Raw genomic sequence first — 21,439 nt, 5'->3', positions numbered from 1 at the left:
AATAATGAGTTATTAACAAAAAAATAAATGAATAAAATTGAATTAAAATATTTATTATTACCATGGATTAAAAAAATTCCTGATATACATATTCTAAAATTAAATGCAGATAGTAGAACTTTAACTCCAGGAGATTTATTTATAGCTATTCCGGGAGAAAAAAAAGATGGACGTAATTTTATTAATGAAGCTATTTATAAAAAAGTATCAGCAATTTTATATGAAACTCAAAGCAAAGAAATTCACGGTACACTCAAATACATTGATAATATTCCTATAATATATTTCTTTGAATTATCTAAAAATATTTCTATATTAGCAAGTCGTTTTTATAAAAAACCAGGAAAAAAACTAAAAATAGTTGGAGTCACTGGTACTAATGGAAAAACTACTGTAACTCAATTAATTAATCAATGGAGTGAAATTTTAGGCAATAAAACTGCAACAATGGGAACTTTAGGAAACGGTTTTTATGGTTCTCTATATTCTACAAAAAACACAACTCCTTCTGCTATTTTTATTCATTCTTTTTTATCAATAGCATTAGAAAAAAAAACTAAATTAGTCACAATAGAAGTGTCTTCGCATGGTTTAATTCAAAATCGCGTTCGAGCAGTACCTTTTGAAATTGCTATTTTTACCAATTTAACACAAGATCATTTAGACTATCATCAAAACATGAAAAACTATCAATCAGCAAAATGGTTGCTATTTAGCAAACATAAAGTAAAAAAGATTATATTAAATGCTGATGATAAATATGGGAAAATATGGTTAAAAAAATTATTAAACTGCTATACAATAGCAGTTACTATTAAAAATAGTATACAAAAAAAGTATGCTACAAAATGGATTAATGCTACTAATATTGAACATAACAATAATTTAATTTATATCACGTTTCAATCAAGTTGGGGAGAAGGCAAGATATCATCTTGTCTCATTGGTGATTTTAATGTATACAATATACTACTATCATTAGCTTGTCTTTTAGAATTAGGCCATAGTTTGTATGAATTAATCAGAACATGCACTCAAATAAAAACTATACAAGGTCGAATGCAAATATTTTCAGTCAATAAAAAACCAATTTTTATTATTGATTATGCTCATACTCCTGATGCCTTAAAAAAAACTCTTAATGCTATTCGTTTACATTATAAAAAATATATATGGTGTATTTTTGGATGTGGAGGAGAAAGAGATAAAAAGAAACGTCCGATAATGGGATCTATTGCAGAAAAAATAGCAAATAAAGTTATTCTAACTAATGATAATCCAAGACATGAAAAAGAATTAGAAATTATCCAAGATATTTTAAAAGGATGCAAAAATAAAAAAAACATATTAGTTATTAGTAATAGAAAAAATGCAATATCTTATGCTTTTTCAAAAGCAAAACATAATCATATAATTTTAATAGCTGGAAAAGGACATGAAGAAGAACAGATTATTCAAGATCAACACACATATCATTCAGACAAAATGATAGTTTTAAAATTATTAGGAAATCAGATATGATTACTTTGTCATTAAAAAAAATTGCTGAAATTACTAAAGGGCAGCTATATGGAAAGGATTTATTCATAGATAACATTGTAATTGATACTAATAAAATTATTCCTGGTTGTCTTTTTATTGCTTTAATAGGCAAAAAATTTGATGCTCATATCTTTATAGACGATGCAATTAAAAAAGGTTGTTCTAGTATTATAATACAAAAAAAAATAATATGTCATATTTCTTATATTTTAGTAGAAAATACATCTATTGCATTAGGTCAGATAGCTTCTTGGATTCGTAAACAAACATATGCACAAGTATTAGCTATTACTGGCTCTTGCGGAAAAACTTCGGTTAAAGAAATGACTGCTTCAATACTAAGACAAACTGGAAGTACAATATCTACAATTGATAATTTAAATAATAAGATTGGTGTTCCTATGACTTTGCTACAGTTAACAAAAAACCATAAATATGCAGTAGTTGAGTTAGGCGCAAATAAACCAGGAGAAATTACTTATACTAGTAATATTACTAAACCAGAGATTATATTAATAAATAATATTCAATACGCTCATTTACAAGGATTTAAATCATTATTAGGAGTATCTAGAGCAAAATCAGAAATATTTTCCGGTTTAAAATCTAATGGAACAGTGATTATTAATTTGGATAGTAATCATCTTTCACAATGGAAGAAAGAAATAAAACAAAGAAATATCTTATATTTTTCTATAAAAAAAAAAAATATAGCCATTTTTTTTCTAGTAATATTAAAATTAATTTATATGGCACTTCTTTTACAATGCATACACCATGTGGAAAAATAAATATTTTATTACCTTTCCTCGGTCATCATAATGTTTCTAATGCATTAGCAGCTAGTGCACTTTCTTTTTCTTTAAACATACCTTTAAAAATTATAAAAATAGGATTATTAAATACTCCTATCATATCTGGAAGACTAGAGTCTATTATATTAAATCCTAATAAAATTTTAATTGATGATACTTATAATTCTAATGTTTCTTCTATGATTTCAGCTATTAAGGTATTAGATAAAATGCCAGGTTATAAAATACTAGTTATAGGAGATATGTCTGAATTGGGAAAAAATAGTATTTTATATCATAAAATGATAGGTAATACTGCTAATTTATCTAATATTAATAAAATTTTTAGCATTGGCACTATAAGTCATGAAATCACAAAAATTTTTAATAATAGTAAACATTTTTTTGATAAAAAAACATTAAATAAACATTTAAAAAAAATATTTTTAAAGAAAAAAAAAATTACAATATTAGTCAAAGGTTCACGTAATACAAAAATGGAACAAGTAGTACAATATCTTGTTAAGGAGAGCAAAAAAAATGTTGATTTTACTAAATAAAATTTTTAACTCTCATTTAAATATTATTTCTCATATTGCATATCGTGCAATATTTAGCTTGCTAACTTCTTTTATTATGAACTTATTTATTGGTTTGTATTGGATAAATTATTTTAAAAAATTTAAAAAATATCAAATTATACGACATAATGGACCAAAAACGCATTTTTTAAAAAAAAATATACCTACTATGGGTGGAATATTTATTATATTTTCTATATTTTTTTCAACAATTTTTTATTGTGACTTATCTAATGTTTATATTTGGTATGTTATTAGTATTTTGCTAGGATATGGATTAATAGGTTTTATAGATGATTACAAAAAAATAAAATATAACAACACTAAAGGATTGTTATTAAAATGGAAATATTTTTGGTTATCTATTCTGGCTATTATACTTATCTATATAATGAGTATTAATAATCATAATATTATATCTACTCGATTAATAATCCCTTTTTATGAAAAAAATAATTTGGAAATAAGTTATTTATATATATTTCTATCTTATTTTATTATTGTTGGAACAAGCAATGCAGTTAATTTAACTGATGGATTAGATGGTTTAGCTACTATGCCAATTATTTTTTTAACATGTGGTTTCGCACTAATATCTTTATTTAGTAACAATATAAACAATTGTCATTATTTAAATATTAATTATGTGAAAAATTCAGAAGAATTAGCTGTATTATGTAGTGCTATTATTGGATCAGCATTAGGATTTTTATGGTTTAATAGCTATCCAGCTAAATTATTTATGGGAGATGTGGGATCATTATCATTAGGTGGCGCTTTAGGAACGATAGCAATATTATTGCATCAAGAATTATTATTAATCATAATGGGAGGAATTTTTGTTTTAGAAACAATATCTGTAATTTTGCAAATTATATCATTTAAAATAAGAAAAAAAAGAATTTTTAAAATGGCTCCTATCCATCATCATTATGAAATAAAAGGTATATCAGAACCTTTAATTGTTGTCAGATTTTGGATTATTTCTTTTATATTACTTTTAATAAGTCTTCTTTCCTTAAAGGTATTTTAATGTCATATAGTTATTTTGGTAAAAAGATATTGATTTTAGGTATGGGCTTAACAGGAATATCATGTATTAATTTTTTTTTAAAAAAAGGTATTAAAGTAAAAATTATTGATGAATCTAAAAATTCTATTCATTTTGTTAAGCTTCCTAAAAACATTGAATATTACTTAGGAAGTTTAGAACATAAATGGATATTAGAGTCAGATTTAATTATCATAAGTCCAGGAATTTCTTCATTTAAACCTATTTTGATTAAAGCTCGTTCATTAGGAATTGAAATTATTAGCGATATTGAATTATTTTCCAGAGAAGCAAATGCTCCCATTATTTCAATAACAGGTACAAATGGAAAAAGCACAGTAGCTACAATGGTTAAAAAAATTGCACAAAATGCAGGTTATAAAGTCTGTTTAGGTGGAAATATTGGTTTTCCTGCACTACAAATGCTTGATAAAAAAGCTAATTTATACATAATAGAATTATCTAGTTTTCAACTCGAAAATATATTTAATTTAAAATCAAAAATAGCTGTTGTTTTAAATATTAAAGAAGATCATATGGATCGATATATCAATGGATATGAACAATATAAAAAAATCAAATTATCTATTTATGATCAAGCAGATATTTGTATAATTAATTCTAAAGAAAATATAAATCATCTTATTAAAAATAAAAACAAAATTAGTTTTGGAATGAAAAATAGTGATTATTATACAGATCATAAAAAAGAATACTCTATTTTATATTGTAAACAAAAAAAAATACTAAATAGTCAACAGATATTATTATATGGTAATCATAATTATGATAATGCATTAGTATCTTTAGCAATTTCTGATGCAATGCTATTTCCTAGAAAAGAAACTTTGGATACAATAAAAAATTTTTTAACTTTACCACATAGATTCCAAGTTATAAAAAATAGTCGCGGAATAAATTGGATAAATGATTCTAAATCTACTAATGTTTATAGTACTAAAACAGCTTTAGATTCTTTAAATATAAAAGGAACAATACGATTGTTATTAGGAGGAGATAGTAAATCAGCAAACTTTGATATATTACGAGTTTATTTCAAAAAATTAAAAATAAAGATTTATTGTTTTGGAAAAGATAGAGATAAACTTTTTCAAATATGTAAAAAAAAATCTATATGTGTTCAAAATTTAAAGCAAGCTATGAAGTTAATTTCAAAGCAAGTTGAATCAGGAGATGTTGTACTTTTATCGCCTGGTTGTAGTAGTTTAGATCAATTTTCTAACTTTGAAGAGAGAGGTAATCTTTTTATAAAATTAACCAAGGAACTTACTTCTTAATATGGTCATAAAAACAAAAAAAGAAAATTTCACAAATATAGATAATTCAAAAGATTTGTATATCATGTTATATGATCGTATATTATTATGGTTAACTTTAAGTATATTATCTATTGGTCTAATTATGGTTTTCTCTTCATCCATTGCAATAGGTGAAAGCTTATATCAAGATCCATTTTTTTTTATAAAAAGAGAAATATTTTATATTTTGTTAATATTTTTATTATCTTTTATTTTTTTACGTATACCAATGATTTTTTGGGAAAAATATAGCAGTTTCATGCTAATTATTTCAATAATATTATTATTTTTTGTTCTTTTAATAGGACATTCGATACATGGGTCTTCTCGATGGATTAATATAGGTTTGTTAAATATACAACCTTCTGAAATATGTAAAATTTCTTCTTTTTGCTATATATCCAATTACATATCACGAAAATCTAATGAAGTCCAAAATCATTTCTGGGGATTTTTAAAACCTATAACTATTGTAATAATACAATCAACTCTATTGTTAATAGAACCAGATCTAGGAAGTGTAATAGTCTTACTTTTTACTAGCTTATCTATTCTTTTTCTTTCTGGTGCAAAAATAGGACAATTTTTTATAATTATTATCAGTAGTATATTAATAATTATATTGTTAATATTCTTAGAACCTTATCGCATTAAAAGAATATTGTCTTTTTGGAATCCTTGGCAGGATCCATTTGGTACTGGATATCAATTAACACAATCATTAATAGCATTAGGACGTGGTAATATTTTAGGTGAAGGATTAGGTAATTCAATACAAAAACTTAACTATCTTCCTGATGCACATAGTGATTTTATTTTTTCTATTATAGGTGAAGAACTAGGTTATATTGGTTGTTTTATAACATTGTCTATAATTTTTACTATTTGTTTTCGAGCTATGCGCATCGGACAAAGTGCTTTAGAAAAAAAACAAAACTTTTCAGGATTTTTAGCCTGTTCTATTGGAATTTGGTTTAGTTTCCAAACATTGATCAATGTTTGTACTGTTACTGGTCTTTTACCTACTAAAGGACTGACATTTCCATTTATTAGTTATGGTGGCTCTAGTTTAATTGTTAACTCAATAGCTATTTTTTTACTATTAAGAATAGATTTTGAAATAAAATTAAGCAAATCACAAGCATTTCCTAGAGGATTTACATGATTCTTCCTAAAAAAATAATAATTTTAGCAGGTGGTAGTGGTGGTCATGTTTTTCCAGCACTAACTATAGCACGTTGTCTAATCAAAAAGGGATGGCATATAAATTGGATAGGAACAAGAAATAAAATAGAATCAGAAATTGTGCCTCAATATGGTATTAAAATTCACTTTATTAAAATTAAAGGATTACGTAATGCTAGTTTAAAAAATTTAATTTTTTCTCCAATATATATATTAAGTGCTTATTATCAAGTTAAAAAAATTATAAAAAAATGGTCTCCAGATATTGTATTAGGAATGGGAGGATATGTATCGGGACCAGGTGGTGTAGCTGCTTGGAATTCTAATATTCCATTAATATTGCATGAACAAAATAAAATTGCAGGTATTACAAATCGCTGGCTATCTAAAATATCTACTAAAAATATACAAGCATCTCCTGGAGCTTTAACTGATGCTGAAGTCGTAGGTAATCCAGTATGTCAAAGTATTCTTGATATCCCTTTACCTGAAAATCGATTTAAAAATAGAAATGGTCCTTTGCGAGTACTAGTTATTGGAGGCAGTCAAGGTGCTTCAATTTTGAATTATATTATACCAAAAGTTTCATTGCTATTACGAGAAAAAATTATTGTTTGGCATCAAACAGGTTATTCTGCATTTCAGGAAACTAAAAAAACATATCAACAAAATGGACTGAATAACAACATTGTTACTTGTTTCATAAAAAACATAGCTTATGCATACGAATGGGCTGATATTGTTGTTTGTCGATCTGGTGCTTTAACTGTCAGTGAAATATCTATTGTAGGATTAGCTGCAATATTTGTACCTTATCCACATAAAGATAAGCAACAGCATCATAATGCAAAAGAATTAGAAAAAATTGGTGCAGCAAAAATTATTGATCAATCTAATTTTAATATTTCATTAATGGTTAGCATACTTAATTCATTAGATAGAAAAAAACTTTTTATTATGTCGAAAAAAGCTTATTCTTTAGGTATTCGTGATTCAACTATTAAAATAGCCGATATTATTGATGGCATAACTCAAAATAATATAAATTTAACATGTTAAAATAAAAACTTAATAAAGCTAATATATTATGAACAAAGAAAATATAAAAAAAAACAATTTTTTTTATTGTAAAAAAAAAATATTCATTTAATTGGAATAGGTGGTTCAGGAATGGGAGGAATGGCTTTAATTTTATTAAAATTAGGTCATAAAATCAGCGGATCTGATTTATTGAACAATTCAATAACTAAAGAATTAATCAATTTAGGAGCAAAGATATATTTTGAACATTCTTCAAAAAATATTCAAAATGTTGATTTTATTATCAAATCTAGTGCTATTCTGTCAATAAATCAAGAACTTGTTGCAGCTCAAAAACTTGGCATTCCTGTATTATTAAGAGCAGAAATGCTTGAAATATTAATGCAATATAAATTTGGAATAGCTATTTCTGGAACGCATGGCAAAACTACCACTACTTCGATGATTTCAGATATATTTATTCAAAATGGTTTAAATCCTACTGTTATTAATGGAGGTTTAATAAAATCAATTCATTCTTATGCAAAACTTGGTTCTTCTTGTTACTTTATTGTAGAAGCGGATGAAAGCGACTCGTCTTTTTTATATTTAAATCCTACAATAAGCATTGTAACTAATATTGAATCTGATCATATGGATTATTATAATAACAGTTTTGAAAAATTAAAAAAAACATTTTTGAATTTTTTAAAAAAAATACCATTATACGGAACAGCTATAGTTTGTATAGATAATAAAACAATTTCCAAAATTCTATCTAATATTAGATGCAAAATTATTACATATGGATTTAATGAAAATGCAGACATTCAAATTGTTTCCTATAAACAGCATTTATTTACTGGATATTTTAAAATAATTATAAAAAATCAAGATCATTTAAATATAAAATTAAATATTCCTGGTAAACACAATGCATTAAACGCAGCAGCTGCTATTTCTTTAGCAATACATATAGGAATTAAAAAACATGATATAATTGCATCTTTGAAAAAATTCCAAGGTACTTGTAGAAGATTTGAATTTCTTGGATACTTCTTAATAAAAAATAATATAGGCAATAATTTTAATACTATGTTAATAGATGATTATGGACATCATCCGACCGCATTGTCTGAAACAATTGAAACAATACGAATTAGTTGGCCAAAAAAAAACTTAATAATGATTTTTCAACCTCATCGATATACAAGAACACATTATTTATATGATAATTTTATAAAAGTTTTATCTCAAGTAGATATTCTTGTTATATTAAAAGTATATTCTGCAAATGAAAAGTTTATTACCAAAAGAAATAGTTTTTCTCTTTATAAAGATATAAAAAATCTAAATAAGATTTATGTAAAATATATTACTGATTATAACTTAATATTAGATATAATTATTCCTAAGTTAAATGGAAATGATATTATTTTAATACAAGGCGCTGGAAACATAGATGATATAATAAATAAATTCTTAATAAAAAATACTAAAAAAGTGATAATATGAAAAAAAAAATAGCAGTTTTATTAGGTGGAACATCTTTTGAACGAAACATTTCTATTCAATCCGGGCATGCTGTACTTGCAAGTTTATTAAAATCTGGATTAGACGCACATCCTATTGATACACGTGATGTTTGTATAACAAAATTAAAAAATGAAGACTTTGATAAAGCATATATTGCATTACATGGAAAAGGAGGTGAAGATGGAAGTATTCAAGGAGTACTTCAATATTTAAATATTCCTTATACCGGAAGTGGCATTATGGCTTCTTCTATTTCTATAGATAAATTTAGAACTAAATTATTATGGAAATCTTCTGGTCTTAAAACAGCTCCTGATATTTATATAAAAAAAAAATACAAAATTATTAAATCAAAACATAATTCAAAAAATATTAAAACTAGGATTACCTGTCTTAATTAAACCCAATAATCAAGGTTCGAGTATAGGAATGACTTTAGTTTCTTCTTTGAAACAAATTGATAATGCCATTAATATAGCTTTTAAATATGATAATAATATTCTTATTGAAAAATTTATAAAAGGACAAGAATACACAGTTTCTATTCTTGGTAACAAAATACTGCCTACTATTATGATTTCTACTCAAAATAGTTTTTATGATTACAATGCTAAATATATCGCTTCTTCTACACAATACATCTGTCCAAGTGGATTATCTGTTATACAAGAAAAAGAACTGAAAAAAATAGCTTTATTAGCATGGAATATAATAGGATGCAGTGGATGTGGAAGAATTGATTTTATATTAGATAATAATAATCAATTTTGGTTATTAGAAATAAATACTATTCCCGGAATGACAAATCGAAGTTTAGTTCCTATATCAGCAAAAAAAATAGGATTATCATTTGATGAATTAGTGTTATTAATACTAAACATGACTATCTAAATTTTAAAAACTTAAAAAAGTGTATAATATTGTATAAAAATACACTTTAAATCTATTAAAAAATATACGTAATTCTGTCTTATATTCAATTTTAATATATCATAAATATAAAAAAACAAGATATATTTTTACTAAAAAAGTAAAAATTTAAAGAAATAAGTACAGGTCAAAGAAAAATGATCATATCAAAAGACAGAAAACTAGTTGTTGGATTGGAAATTGGAACTACCAAGGTAGTAACTTTAGTAGGAGAGGTTTTAATAGATAATACAATTAAAATAATTGGGTTAGGAGTTTCTAAATCTAAGGGAATAGATAAAGGTAGAATTAATAATTTAGATGCGCTAGTTTCTTCTATACAAGAATCTATTAATAAAGCTGAAACTATGTCAGATTGTCGAATTTCTTCTGTATATTTATCTTTATCTAATAAACATATTAATTGTTACAATGAAATAGGTATTGTACCTATTTCTGAAAACGAAGTAACAAAAGAAGATTTGGAAAACGTAATACATATTGCAAAATCTATTCAAATTCTTAATGAACATCATATACTACATGTAATACCACAAGAATATTTAATTGATCAACAATCTGGAATAAAAAATCCTATAGGTTTATCTGGAATACGCATGCAAGTAAAAGCTCATTTAATTACTTGTCATCAAAATATAACTAAAAATATTATTAAAGCTGTTGAAAAATGTGATTTAAAAGTTGATCAAGTTATTTTTTCTGGTCTTGCTTCAAGTAAAGCAGTTTTAACAGAAGATGAATGCAAGTTTGGAGTATGTATGATTGATATAGGAGGAGGAACAATAGATTTTACTATTTATATTGATGGTTCAATACAGTACAGTCAAGTTATTCCATATGCAGGAAACATTGTAACTAGTGATATTTCATATGCTTTCAGTACTTCATATAATGATGCAGAAAATATAAAAATTAAATACGGATCTACAACAAAACCCATTTTAGGTTCATCAAAAAATATTGATTATTCTAATATACATGAAAATTTTCAAAAAACTCTGCAACAAGATGCATTAATTGAAGTGATTGAATCAAGATATATTGAGTTATTATCCTTAATTAAAGATAAAATCATTAAAGTACAGAAAAAACTTCATCAAAAAGGAGAAAAATATGAATTATTAAGTGGTATAGTGCTTACTGGAGGAGGTTCAAAAATTTCATGTTTAAAAGAATGTGCAGAAAAAATATTTCATAAACCAGTAAGAATTGCTAAACCGATAAATATCTCCGGATTAATAGAAAATATAACTGAACCAGATTACTCAACAGTAGTGGGTTTATTACATTATGGCAAAGAATTTTATATAAATATTGAAAATAAAAAAATGCATAATTCTTTTATTGAAAAAATTTTTCAAAAAATTAACAATTGGTTTAAAAAAGAATTTTAAAAAATAAATTATACTTATAACTTGATAAAATATAGATATATAATGGAAAACAGTTATGTTTGAACCTGAAGAATTAAGTAATAATGCCATAATTAAAGTAATCGGCGTTGGAGGTGGTGGTGGAAACGCTGTAGAACATATGGTTAGAGAACGTATTGAAGGTGTTGAATTTTTTGCTATTAATACTGATGCGCAAGCGTTAAGAAAAATAGAAGTGGGTCAAACTATACAAATTGGCAATAATATTACCAAAGGACTAGGTGCTGGAGCTAATCCAGAAATTGGACGAACCTCGGCAGAAGAAGATAAAGAATTATTAAAATCTGCATTAGATGGTTCTGATATGGTTTTTATAGCAGCTGGTATGGGTGGAGGCACTGGTACTGGAGCTGCTCCTATAGTAGCTGAAATTGCAAAAGAACTAGGAATTCTAACTGTTGCAGTAGTAACAAAACCTTTTAGTTTTGAAGGTAAAAAAAGAATGATTGTAGCAGAACAAGGTCTAATCGAACTATCTAAATATGTAGATTCTTTAATTACTATTCCTAATGATAAGTTATTAAAAGTATTAAATAGGGGAATTTCTTTACTTGATGCATTTAGTGCAGCTAATAACGTTTTAAAAGGAGCAGTACAAGGTATTGCTGAATTAATTACAAGACCTGGTTTGATGAATGTAGATTTCGCCGATGTACGGACTGTAATGATAGAGATGGGATATGCAATGATGGGTACCGGTATATCTTCTGGAGAAAATCGTGCAGAAGAAGCTTCGGAAATAGCTATATCTAGTCCTTTATTAGAAGACATAGATTTATCAGGTGCACGCGGTGTTTTAGTCAATATCACTGCTGGTTTCGATTTGAAATTAGATGAATTTGAAACAGTAGGGAATACTATTAGATCTTTTGCTTCAGATAACGCAACAGTGGTTATAGGAACATCTCTTGATCCTGATATGAATGATACTCTTCGAGTCACTGTTGTTGCAACTGGAATTGGTATCGAAAAAAATTCAGAGATTAATCAAATAAAGAATAAATCTTCTAGAGAAGTTATAATGGACTATCGTTATCAATATTTAAACTTATCTCCTAACAAGATTGATAAAAGAACAAAAAAACAAGAAATTAATAAATCACAAGATAAAAATCATAAAGAAACAGAATATCTTGATATTCCATCGTTTCTTCGTAAAAAAACAGATTAATTGTTTATAGAAAAATTTATATATTATTTTAAAAGAATATTGTGTTAAACATTGATTAATAATATTATCTCAAATAACCTGCGCCAATAAAGACTAGATCATCTATCGGCGCATGGATGATTCAATCTATATTATATAAATATATCAAATATTTTGATACTCTTAATTTAAGATAAAACAAAAATAGAAGATGTATAGTATTTTTATAAATTTTGGTGAAAATAAAATGAATGATATTTCTAAAAAGCATCTTAATATTACTGATAAAGCAATTAAAAAAATTCAAAATCTTCTTACAATAAAAAAAAATTATAATTTAAAATTAAGAATTTATATAAATGGTGGTGGATGTAGTGGTTTTCAATATCAATTTATTCTTGATGAAAAAATTAATAAAGATGATATTATAATTACTCGATCAAATATTTCATTAGTTATTGATCCTATCAGTTTACAGTATTTAAATGGTGGTAAAATAGATTATTTAGAAAATTTAGAAGGCTCTAAATTTATAGTTTTTAATCCAAACGCAAAAAACACATGTGGATGTGGTTCATCATTTAGTATTTAAATTTTTAAAATATATATTTTATTAAAATTATCTTCTATCATAAGCAAAATGTTATATTAAAAAAATGAAAATTGGAATTATAGGTGCTATTAATCAAGAAATTAAAATAATTCAAAAAAAAATACAAATACATACAAAAAAGGAAATTGCTAATTATATAATTTATATAGGTAAATTTAACAAAAATGATATTTTTTTAATAAAATCAGGAATAGGCAAAGTTTGTGCTAGCATTGCAACGGTGCTTCTTATTAATTTATATAAACCAAATATTATTATTAATACTGGATCTGCTGGCAGTCTAAATTCATCACTTGCAATTGGAGACGTCATTGTTCCTAAAAAAGTATGCTATTATGACGTAGATTTAACAAATTTTGGATATACTATTGGTCAAATACCCCAATATCCAGAAAAATTTATAATTAATAAAAAAATATATAACTTTCTTGAGTCAATTTTTGAAAAATATCAATTAAAATTTAAAAAAAAATTAATTATTACTGGAGATTCTTTTATTAGAAAAGATGAAAGAATATTAAAACTAAAAAATAAATTTCCTTCTGCAATAGCAGTAGAAATGGAATCAGCAGCAATAGCTCAGGTTTGTTATGAATTTAATATTCCACTGATTATTGTAAAATCTATTTCTGATTTATCAGATAATAATGCTACATTAAATTTTAAAGAAAATATTTCAATTGCATCATATCAATCTTCTAAATTTGTTAAAATAATTTTAAAAAATATAATTAATATATAAATGTCATAAAATCTCTTTAATAAATAATAGCACTTTTATATTATTTTTGATAATCTCTATAGTAAGAGAACTCATTTATAAATTAAATTGTTTTTAAAGAATATATTCGTAAAAGAAATTAAATTAATTTTTTAAAAATAAATTTTTATGAAAATCATTATCCTTCTTTGAAAAACTGTAAAAATAAGATGTATTATTTTACAACACTCATAATTTTTATTAATCCCAAAATAATCTAGAATGCTACACTTTATAGGATATACAAATAAACCCATGGAAAAAGAAAATACATGGCACGAAAAACTTTACTGTCATACTGGACAATATTTTACAATTGATAAACTTTTATATCAAAAAAAAACTACATATCATAAAGTAATAATTTTTAAAAATTCTATTTTTGGAAAAATCATGGCAATAGATGATATTGTTCAAACAACTGAACATGATGAATTCATATATCATGAAATGTTAACTCATGTTCCAATGTTTGCTCATGGTCAAATAAAAAACATATTAATCATAGGAGGAGGTGATGGGGGTATATTAAGAGAAGTTTGCAAACATAAAAAAGTTGAAAAAATTACCATGGTTGAAATTGATATTGATATTATTAATTTATGTAAAAAGTATTTTCCTAATCACAGTTGTAATGCTTACGAAGATTCTCGTTTGAAATTAATTATTGATGATGGCTTGCATTTTATACAAACAACAAAAGAAAAATTTGATCTGATAATATCAGATTCTACAGATCCTATCAGTTGTGGAAAAAATTTATTTAAATCAGAATTTTATTCTAACTGTAAAAATCATCTTAATAAAAATGGTATTTTTGTAGCTCAAAACGGAGTTTTTTTTCTTCAAAAAAATGAAGCAATTCTTACTTATAAAAATTTAAAAAAATATTTTTATGATGTAAAATTTTATCAAATAAATGTTCCCAGTTATTATGGTGGAATGATGGTTTTTGCATGGGGTAGCGACAATATAGAATTTTCTCAAAAAAACATAAAAAAATTAGAATCAAGTATAAAAAAGACAAAATTATCTTTTAATTACTATAATGCTAAAATTCATACAAGTAGTTTTTATTTACCTCAATACATGCTAAACGCATTAGATGAAAGTTAAAATCCTTTTATAGGAGAGTAATTAAATTGCAAAAACTAAAATTATATGGCTTTAATAATTTAACTAAAAGCCTAAGTTTTTGTATCTATGATATTTGTTATGCGAATACTAATGATTCTCAAAATAGTTATATTTCTTACATTGACGAACAATATAATGCTATTCGTTTAACTAAAATATTAAAAAAAACCTGTTCGATTATTGGCGCCAACGTATTAAATATATTTCATCAAGATTATGAACCTCAAGGTGCAAGTGTTACTATTTTAGTATGTGAAGAACCTATTAATTCAGATAAGATAAATATCTTAAATAATAAGATTATATCTTCTTCTGTTCTAGCTCACTTAGACAAAAGTCATATTTGTGTACATACATATCCAGAAAGCCATCCTCAAAGTGGTATTTGTACTTTTCGTGCTGATATTGAAGTATCAACATGTGGAATTATATCACCTTTAAATGCATTAAATTATCTTATACATCAGTTAGAATCAGATATTGTAACTATTGAATATCGCGTAAGGGGGTTTACTCGTGATATTTATGGTATTAAACATTTTATTGATCATAAAATAAATTCTATTCAAAATTTTATGTCTGAAGATATAAAATCAATGTATGATATGGTTGACGTTAATGTATATCAAGAAAACATTTTTCATACTCGTATGTTGTTAAGGGAATTTAATTTAAAAAATTATTTATTTAATATTCATTTAAAAGATTTGAAAAAGGAAGAATATACTCATATTATTAATTTATTATGGAAAGAAATGAGAGAAATATATTATGGAAAAAATATGTCTATAATAGATTCAAACTCATGCAATATTTAATTAAAAATTTTTTCAATTAAGCAACTCAAACAATTAATTTTCATTCAAACAAGAAAAGATTATAGAAATAAAATTTCTATAATCTTTTCTTGTTTGAATGAAAATTAATTGTTTGAGTTTAAATGAAAATTTTAAAAAAATTAAAATACATTATTTTTTTACATTTAATAAATCGGTTACAGTTCCTTGAAAAATTTCAGCAGATAATCCAATTGATTCATATAAAGTAGGATGAGCATGAATAGTCAGTGCAATATCTTCAGCATCACATCCCATTTCTACTGCCAGTCCAATTTCTCCAATTAACTCTCCAGCATTTGATCCTACAATAGAACCGCCAATAATTTTATTATTACTTTTATTAAAAAGTAATTTTGTTATACCTACTGTACAATTAGAGGCAATAGCCCTACCAGAAGCACTCCAAGGAAAAATAGCAACTTCATAATCTATTTTTTTATTTTTAGATTCCTTTTCGTTCAATCCTACCCATGCAATTTCTGGTTCAGTATAAGCTATTGATGGAATAACTTGCGGCTCGAAATAATGATTTTTACCAGATATAACTTCTGCTGCAATATGTGCTTCATGAACTCCTTTATGAGCCAACATAGGAGCTCCAGTTACATCACCAACAGCATAAATATGAGAAATATTAGTTCTTAATTGATTGTTTACTTGAATAAAACCTAAATGGTTTATTTTTAATCCTATTTTTTCTAATCCCAATGAAGTAATGTTAGGTTTTCTTCCTATTGCTACTAAAACAGCATCATAATATTTGTTTTTTTTATCAAGATTATCTTTAATCATATGTACTATTAATTCATTTTTTGCTGATTCAATATTTTCTACATAAGTATTTAACATTAAATTAAATCTTTGATTAATAGATTTTATATATACATCTGAAACATCCTTGTCTAACATAGGCATAAAATGTTTAAATCGGTCAATTACGTCTACTTTAGAACCTAAAGCACTATATACTGTTGCCATTTCTAAACCAATAATTCCACTTCCTATAATTAAAAAACGATTTGGTATCATTTTTAATGACAAAGCATCAGTTGAATCCCAAATTCTTTCATCATTATAAGATATTGAAGGAATTTTAATTGGTTTAGAACCAGTTGCAATGATTGCATTATCAAAAAAAATGATAAATTTATCTTTTTGATTTTCAACTATAAGACTTTTGTCAGTATTAAAAATAGCATTTCCTTGAAAAAATCTTACCTTCCTTCTTTCTCTCATACTAGATAAACCACTAGTTAATTTATTGATAATACTATTTTTCCAATCTTTAATTTTATCAATATTAATAACTGGTTTATTATATGAAACACCTGCTATATTTAATTCTTTTGCTTCTTTTATAACTTTTGCTATGTGAAGTAAGGATTTTGAAGGAATGCATCCAACATTTAAGCAAACGCCTCCTAATTTATCATAACGTTCTATTAAAACAGTATCTAAACCTAAATCCGCACAACGAAAAGCTGCAGAATAACCAGATGGACCTGATCCAATAATTACTACTTGTGCATAAATCTTTTGACACATTATATAACCTCTTATATAATAAATTTTAATAAAATATTATTTTTTATTAAAAAATAAACATTACATAATTAAAAAATGAATATCAGATAATAACTTGTTAATAAATGTAATAAAACGTGCTGCATCAGCTCCATTAATTACACGATGATCATAAGATAAAGATAATGGGAGCATTAAAGATGGAATAAATTCTTTTCCATTCCAAAATGGTTTGATTTGAGATCTAGAAATACCAAGAATAGCTACTTCAGGTGCATTAATTATAGGAGAAAACCAACCACCTCCAATTTTTCCTAAATTAGATATTGTAAAACAACCTTCTGTCATTTCAGATGTATTTAATGTTTTTCTTCTTGCTTTTTCTGATAAACACATAAGTTCATAAGATAATTGTTCGATATTTTTTTTATTGACATCTCTTAATACAGGAACTAATAAACCATTATTTACATCTACAGCAACTCCTATGTTAATATATTTTTTAAAAATAATTTTTTTATTATCTATATTTAAAGAACTATTAAAAATAGGAAATTTTTCTAATGCATGAGCAACGACTTTGATTACGAAAACTAAAATTGTAATATTATTATTTACTTGTTTTGAATTTTTATTTTCAGAATTATATTTTTTACGAAATTCTTCTAAAATAGTAATATTTACTTCATCAAACTGTGTAACATGAGGAATATTAATCCAATTTTTATGAAGATTATCACCAATATTTTTTTGTAGAGAACCTAATTCAATTTCTTCTGTTTTTCTATTTTTTAAAATATTTAAATTAATTCTATTATTATCTTCCGGAATATTAGCTTTAGAAATGTTATAATATTTTTCTATATCATCTTTTAAAATTCTATTTTTACGACCAGTACCAAATACTTTTTGTAAATCAATATTTAAATTTCGCGCTAAACGCCTGATTACTGGAGTAGCATGAACAAAAATATTTTTTTTATAATTATTGTTTAAAATTTCATTAATATCATTTGAATTCTTTTCTTCTTTTTTAAAAGAGTTTATATTTGTCTCTTTTGTATCATTATTCAGATCATTTTTTTTTAAAATCATGATAGGAGTAGATAATTTAATTTTATCACCAATTTTTACATAAATCTTTTTTACTATACCTGATATAGGAGATGGTATTTCCATAGACGCTTTATCTCCTTCTATAGTTATTAGTCCCTGTTCTAAATCCACTTGATCATGAACTTTTACTAATATTTCTATTACTTCTACTTCATCTAAACCAACATCAGGCATTTTTACTTCAATATCCACTTTTATTTTTACTCCTCAAGCTAAGCGCGGATTAATTTTTTCAGGATTAATATTAAATTTAATAATTGCATCTTCTACTATTTGCTTATCAATATTATCTAGTTTAGCTAATAAACTTAAAGCAGCTACAACGATATAACATGCACTTACTTCAAAATGATCACGTAATTTATTGCGACTATCTGAACGTCCAAAACCATCTGTTCCTAATACGTAATATTCTTTTGATGGAATATAACGACGAATTTGTTCCGCAAATAACTTCATGTAATCTGTAGCTGCAACAGCAGGACTATTATTCATTACTTGTTTTATATATGCTATTTTATTTTCTTTATTAGGATTTAACATGTTCCATCTTTCACAATCTTCTCCATTTCTAGATAGTTCTGTAAAAGAAGTAACACTATATATATCTGTTGTAATAAAATAATCTTTTAATAAAATTTCTGCAGCCTCACAAACAGAACGTAAAATTGCACCTGAACCTAATAATTGAACTTTTAATTTATTACCGTTTAAAGTTTTTAATTTATATATCCCTTTACAAATTCCTTCTTCTACACCTTCAGGCATAGCTGGCATATGATAGTTTTCATTAATTGTAGTAATATAATAATATATATTTTCTTGAGTAGGTCCGTACATACGTTTTAATCCATTTTGTATGATTACGGCAATCTCATAAGCAAAAGAAGGATCATAAGAAATACAGTTAGGAACTGTTAAAGATTGTATATGACTATGTCCATCTTCATGTTGTAATCCTTCACCATTTAATGTTGTTCTTCCTGAAGTTCCTCCAATCAAGAAACCTCTTGCTTGCTGATCACCAGCCGCCCAAAATAGATCCCCTATCCTTTGAAAACCAAATATTGAATAATAAATATAAAAGGGAATCATTGGAAAATTATTAGTACTATAAGAAGTAGCAGCAGCCAACCAAGATGCAGCTGCACCTAATTCATTAATGCCTTCTTGTAATATTTGACCATTTCTTGCTTCTTTATAATATGCTAATTGTTCACGATCTTGAGGAATGTACTTTTGACCTCTAGAATTATAAATTCCAATTTTTCTAAATAATCCTTCCATACCAAAGGTTCGTGCTTCATCAGCAATAATAGGGACTATTAAATTTTTTATGCAATTATTTTTTAAAATAATATTTAAAACACGCACAAAAGCCATAGTTGTAGAAATATCTTTATTTTGTTCTCCTAATAGTGATTTAAAATCTATCAGTTCTGGTAAAATTAATTGAGCAGTAAAATTAGATAAACGAAAAGGAATATATCCTCCTAATTTTTTTCTTTGAGAATGTATATAGGAATATTCTTCAGAATGTTTGTCAAAAGTAATATATGGTAATTGATTTATATCATCATCTAATATTGGAATATTGAAACGATTTCGAATATATTTAATGCCATCAATATTTATTTTTTTTATTTGATGAGCAATATTTTTACCTTCCGCAGAAGTCCCCATTCCATAGCCTTTAACAGTATGCGCTAAAATGACTGTAGGTTTATTTTTTGTATCTTTTGCTTTTTTTAAAGCATTAAACATTTTTTTAGGATCATGTCCTCCTCTGTTTAATTGCCATATTTCTTCGTCTGTCATATGTTTAACTAATTCAAGTGTTTCTTTATATTTTCCAAAAAAATATTTTCGAACATATGCACCATCTTTAGATTTTAAATTTTGATAATCACCATCAACGGTTTCATTCATTAACTGAACTAATTTACCGCTTTTATCTTTTTTTAATAAACAGTCCCATCGACTTCCCCAAATAACTTTTATAACTTTCCATCCTGCACCATAAAAAAAACTTTCTAATTCATTAATAATTTTTCCATTACCTATTACTGGACCATCTAATCTTTGTAAATTACAGTTGATAATAAATATTAAATTATCTAATTGTTCACGAACAGCTACAGAAATAGCACCTTTAGATTCTGGCTCATCCATCTCACCATCTCCTAAAAAAGCGTAAACAACTTGATTTGAAGTATTTTTTAACTCTCTATGTTGTAAATATTTTAAAAATTTAGCTTGATAAATAGAACAAAGTGGTCCAAGTCCCATAGATACAGTAGGAAATTGCCAAAAATTTGGCATTAATTTAGGATGAGGATAAGAAGACAAACCTTTTCCATCAACTTCTTGTCTAAAATTATTAACTTGATTTTCTGATAATCGTCCTTCTAGAAAAGATCTAGCATAAATGCCTGGAGAGATATGACCTTGAAAATAAACTAAATCTCCTCCATCTTTATTATTTTTAGATCGAAAAAAATGATTAAAACATACTTCATATATAGTTGCAGATGATTGAAAAGATGATAAATGACCTCCTAATTCTAAATTTTTTTTTGATGCACGTAATACCATCATAATGGCATTCCAACGAATTGCTGAACGTATACGTTTTTCTAAAATTAGATTTCCAGGATATTCAACTTCATCTTCACTGCAAATAGTATTAATATAATCACTAGTAAAGAAAGATCTAAAAAATTCTACTTTATTAAGTTTAGATTTTTTTAAAACTTTTTCAATTAAAAAACGAGCTCTTTCAATACCTTCTTGATGAATGACAGATTCAATAGCTTGTATCCAATCACTTGTTTCAATTGGATCCACGTCATCATATAAATGTTCTGACATGGTATAAATTCCTTATATATTATAGATATTTAATGGTT

Annotated in this window: 16 protein-coding genes and 2 pseudogenes; 15 read left to right on the top strand and 3 right to left on the bottom strand. The window is 25.4% G+C overall.

The window, feature by feature from the left end:
- Nucleotides 1-27 precede the first annotated feature (27 nt).
- From murE to speD, 15 genes and pseudogenes are all read left to right on the top strand, one after another.
- Nucleotides 28-1,521, top strand: coding sequence for a UDP-N-acetylmuramoyl-L-alanyl-D-glutamate--2,6-diaminopimelate ligase (gene murE, locus D9V59_RS01100; RefSeq protein ID WP_158364278.1), 1,494 nt, complete (start codon nt 28-30; stop codon nt 1,519-1,521).
- Nucleotides 1,518-2,333: a Mur ligase family protein gene (locus D9V59_RS03150; protein WP_261979398.1), complete on the top strand. Its 816-nt coding sequence runs from the start codon at nt 1,518-1,520 to the stop codon at nt 2,331-2,333. Before murE ends, D9V59_RS03150 begins: the two co-directional genes overlap by 4 nt.
- Nucleotides 2,309-2,896, top strand: coding sequence for a glutamate ligase domain-containing protein (locus D9V59_RS03145; RefSeq protein ID WP_410051778.1), 588 nt, complete (start codon nt 2,309-2,311; stop codon nt 2,894-2,896). The genes D9V59_RS03150 and D9V59_RS03145 overlap by 25 nt, the downstream gene beginning before the upstream one ends.
- The gene (mraY, locus tag D9V59_RS01090) at nt 2,877-3,950 is read left to right on the top strand and encodes a phospho-N-acetylmuramoyl-pentapeptide-transferase (RefSeq protein ID WP_158364276.1); all 1,074 of its coding nucleotides are present in this window, start codon (nt 2,877-2,879) and stop codon (nt 3,948-3,950) included. Before D9V59_RS03145 ends, mraY begins: the two co-directional genes overlap by 20 nt.
- Nucleotides 3,950-5,266 carry a UDP-N-acetylmuramoyl-L-alanine--D-glutamate ligase gene (gene murD, locus D9V59_RS01085; RefSeq protein WP_158364274.1) on the top strand — a complete coding sequence of 439 codons (1,317 nt, stop codon included), beginning with the start codon at nt 3,950-3,952 and terminating at the stop codon, nt 5,264-5,266. The genes mraY and murD overlap by 1 nt, the downstream gene beginning before the upstream one ends.
- Before the next feature lies 1 nt (nt 5,267).
- Entirely contained in the window at nt 5,268-6,452 is a 1,185-nt protein-coding gene (ftsW, locus tag D9V59_RS01080; RefSeq protein WP_158364272.1) for a cell division protein FtsW, read from the top strand.
- Nucleotides 6,452-7,531 carry an undecaprenyldiphospho-muramoylpentapeptide beta-N-acetylglucosaminyltransferase gene (murG, locus tag D9V59_RS01075; RefSeq protein WP_158364980.1) on the top strand — a complete coding sequence of 360 codons (1,080 nt, stop codon included), beginning with the start codon at nt 6,452-6,454 and terminating at the stop codon, nt 7,529-7,531. The genes ftsW and murG overlap by 1 nt, the downstream gene beginning before the upstream one ends.
- 28 nt (nt 7,532-7,559) lie before the next feature.
- Nucleotides 7,560-9,007, top strand: a pseudogene (gene murC / locus D9V59_RS01070) (UDP-N-acetylmuramate--L-alanine ligase).
- A pseudogene (locus D9V59_RS01065) lies at nt 9,004-9,919 on the top strand (D-alanine--D-alanine ligase). The pseudogenes murC and D9V59_RS01065 overlap by 4 nt, the downstream one beginning before the upstream one ends.
- A gap of 176 nt (nt 9,920-10,095) precedes the next feature.
- The gene (gene ftsA / locus D9V59_RS01060; RefSeq protein ID WP_158364270.1) at nt 10,096-11,352 is read left to right on the top strand and encodes a cell division protein FtsA; all 1,257 of its coding nucleotides are present in this window, start codon (nt 10,096-10,098) and stop codon (nt 11,350-11,352) included.
- A gap of 55 nt (nt 11,353-11,407) precedes the next feature.
- Entirely contained in the window at nt 11,408-12,562 is a 1,155-nt protein-coding gene (ftsZ, locus tag D9V59_RS01055) for a cell division protein FtsZ (RefSeq protein ID WP_158364268.1), read from the top strand.
- A gap of 226 nt (nt 12,563-12,788) precedes the next feature.
- Complete coding sequence (gene erpA, locus D9V59_RS01050; protein ID WP_158364265.1) at nt 12,789-13,133, top strand: iron-sulfur cluster insertion protein ErpA; 345 nt, start codon at nt 12,789-12,791, stop codon at nt 13,131-13,133.
- Nucleotides 13,134-13,197: 64 nt separating this feature from the next.
- Nucleotides 13,198-13,896 (top strand): 5'-methylthioadenosine/adenosylhomocysteine nucleosidase, encoded by a 699-nt coding sequence (locus D9V59_RS01045; protein WP_158364263.1) that lies wholly within the window; start codon nt 13,198-13,200, stop codon nt 13,894-13,896.
- 273 nt (nt 13,897-14,169) lie between these two features.
- Entirely contained in the window at nt 14,170-15,030 is an 861-nt protein-coding gene (speE, locus tag D9V59_RS01040; protein ID WP_158364261.1) for a polyamine aminopropyltransferase, read from the top strand.
- A gap of 26 nt (nt 15,031-15,056) precedes the next feature.
- A complete protein-coding gene (speD, locus tag D9V59_RS01035; protein ID WP_158364259.1) occupies nt 15,057-15,869 on the top strand; it encodes an adenosylmethionine decarboxylase in 813 nt (270 codons plus the stop codon).
- A gap of 150 nt (nt 15,870-16,019) precedes the next feature.
- Here speD and lpdA read toward each other — a convergent pair whose 3' ends face one another.
- From lpdA to aceE, 3 genes are read right to left on the bottom strand one after another with little or no spacing between them, the layout of a single operon-like run.
- Complete coding sequence (lpdA, locus tag D9V59_RS01030; RefSeq protein ID WP_158364257.1) at nt 16,020-17,435, bottom strand: dihydrolipoyl dehydrogenase; 1,416 nt, start codon at nt 17,433-17,435, stop codon at nt 16,020-16,022.
- A gap of 60 nt (nt 17,436-17,495) precedes the next feature.
- Entirely contained in the window at nt 17,496-18,722 is a 1,227-nt protein-coding gene (locus tag D9V59_RS01025; protein ID WP_261979396.1) for a 2-oxo acid dehydrogenase subunit E2, read from the bottom strand.
- Nucleotides 18,723-18,737: 15 nt separating this feature from the next.
- Complete coding sequence (gene aceE, locus D9V59_RS01020; protein WP_158364255.1) at nt 18,738-21,401, bottom strand: pyruvate dehydrogenase (acetyl-transferring), homodimeric type; 2,664 nt, start codon at nt 21,399-21,401, stop codon at nt 18,738-18,740.
- Nucleotides 21,402-21,439 lie beyond the last annotated feature (38 nt).

Origin of the sequence: Buchnera aphidicola (Artemisaphis artemisicola) (assembly GCF_005082365.1) — a bacterium.
GTDB lineage: Bacteria > Pseudomonadota > Gammaproteobacteria > Enterobacterales > Enterobacteriaceae > Buchnera > Buchnera aphidicola_AR.
The sequence above is the reverse complement of the archived record's forward strand: the minus strand, read 5'-3'. Positions and strand labels throughout refer to the sequence as shown.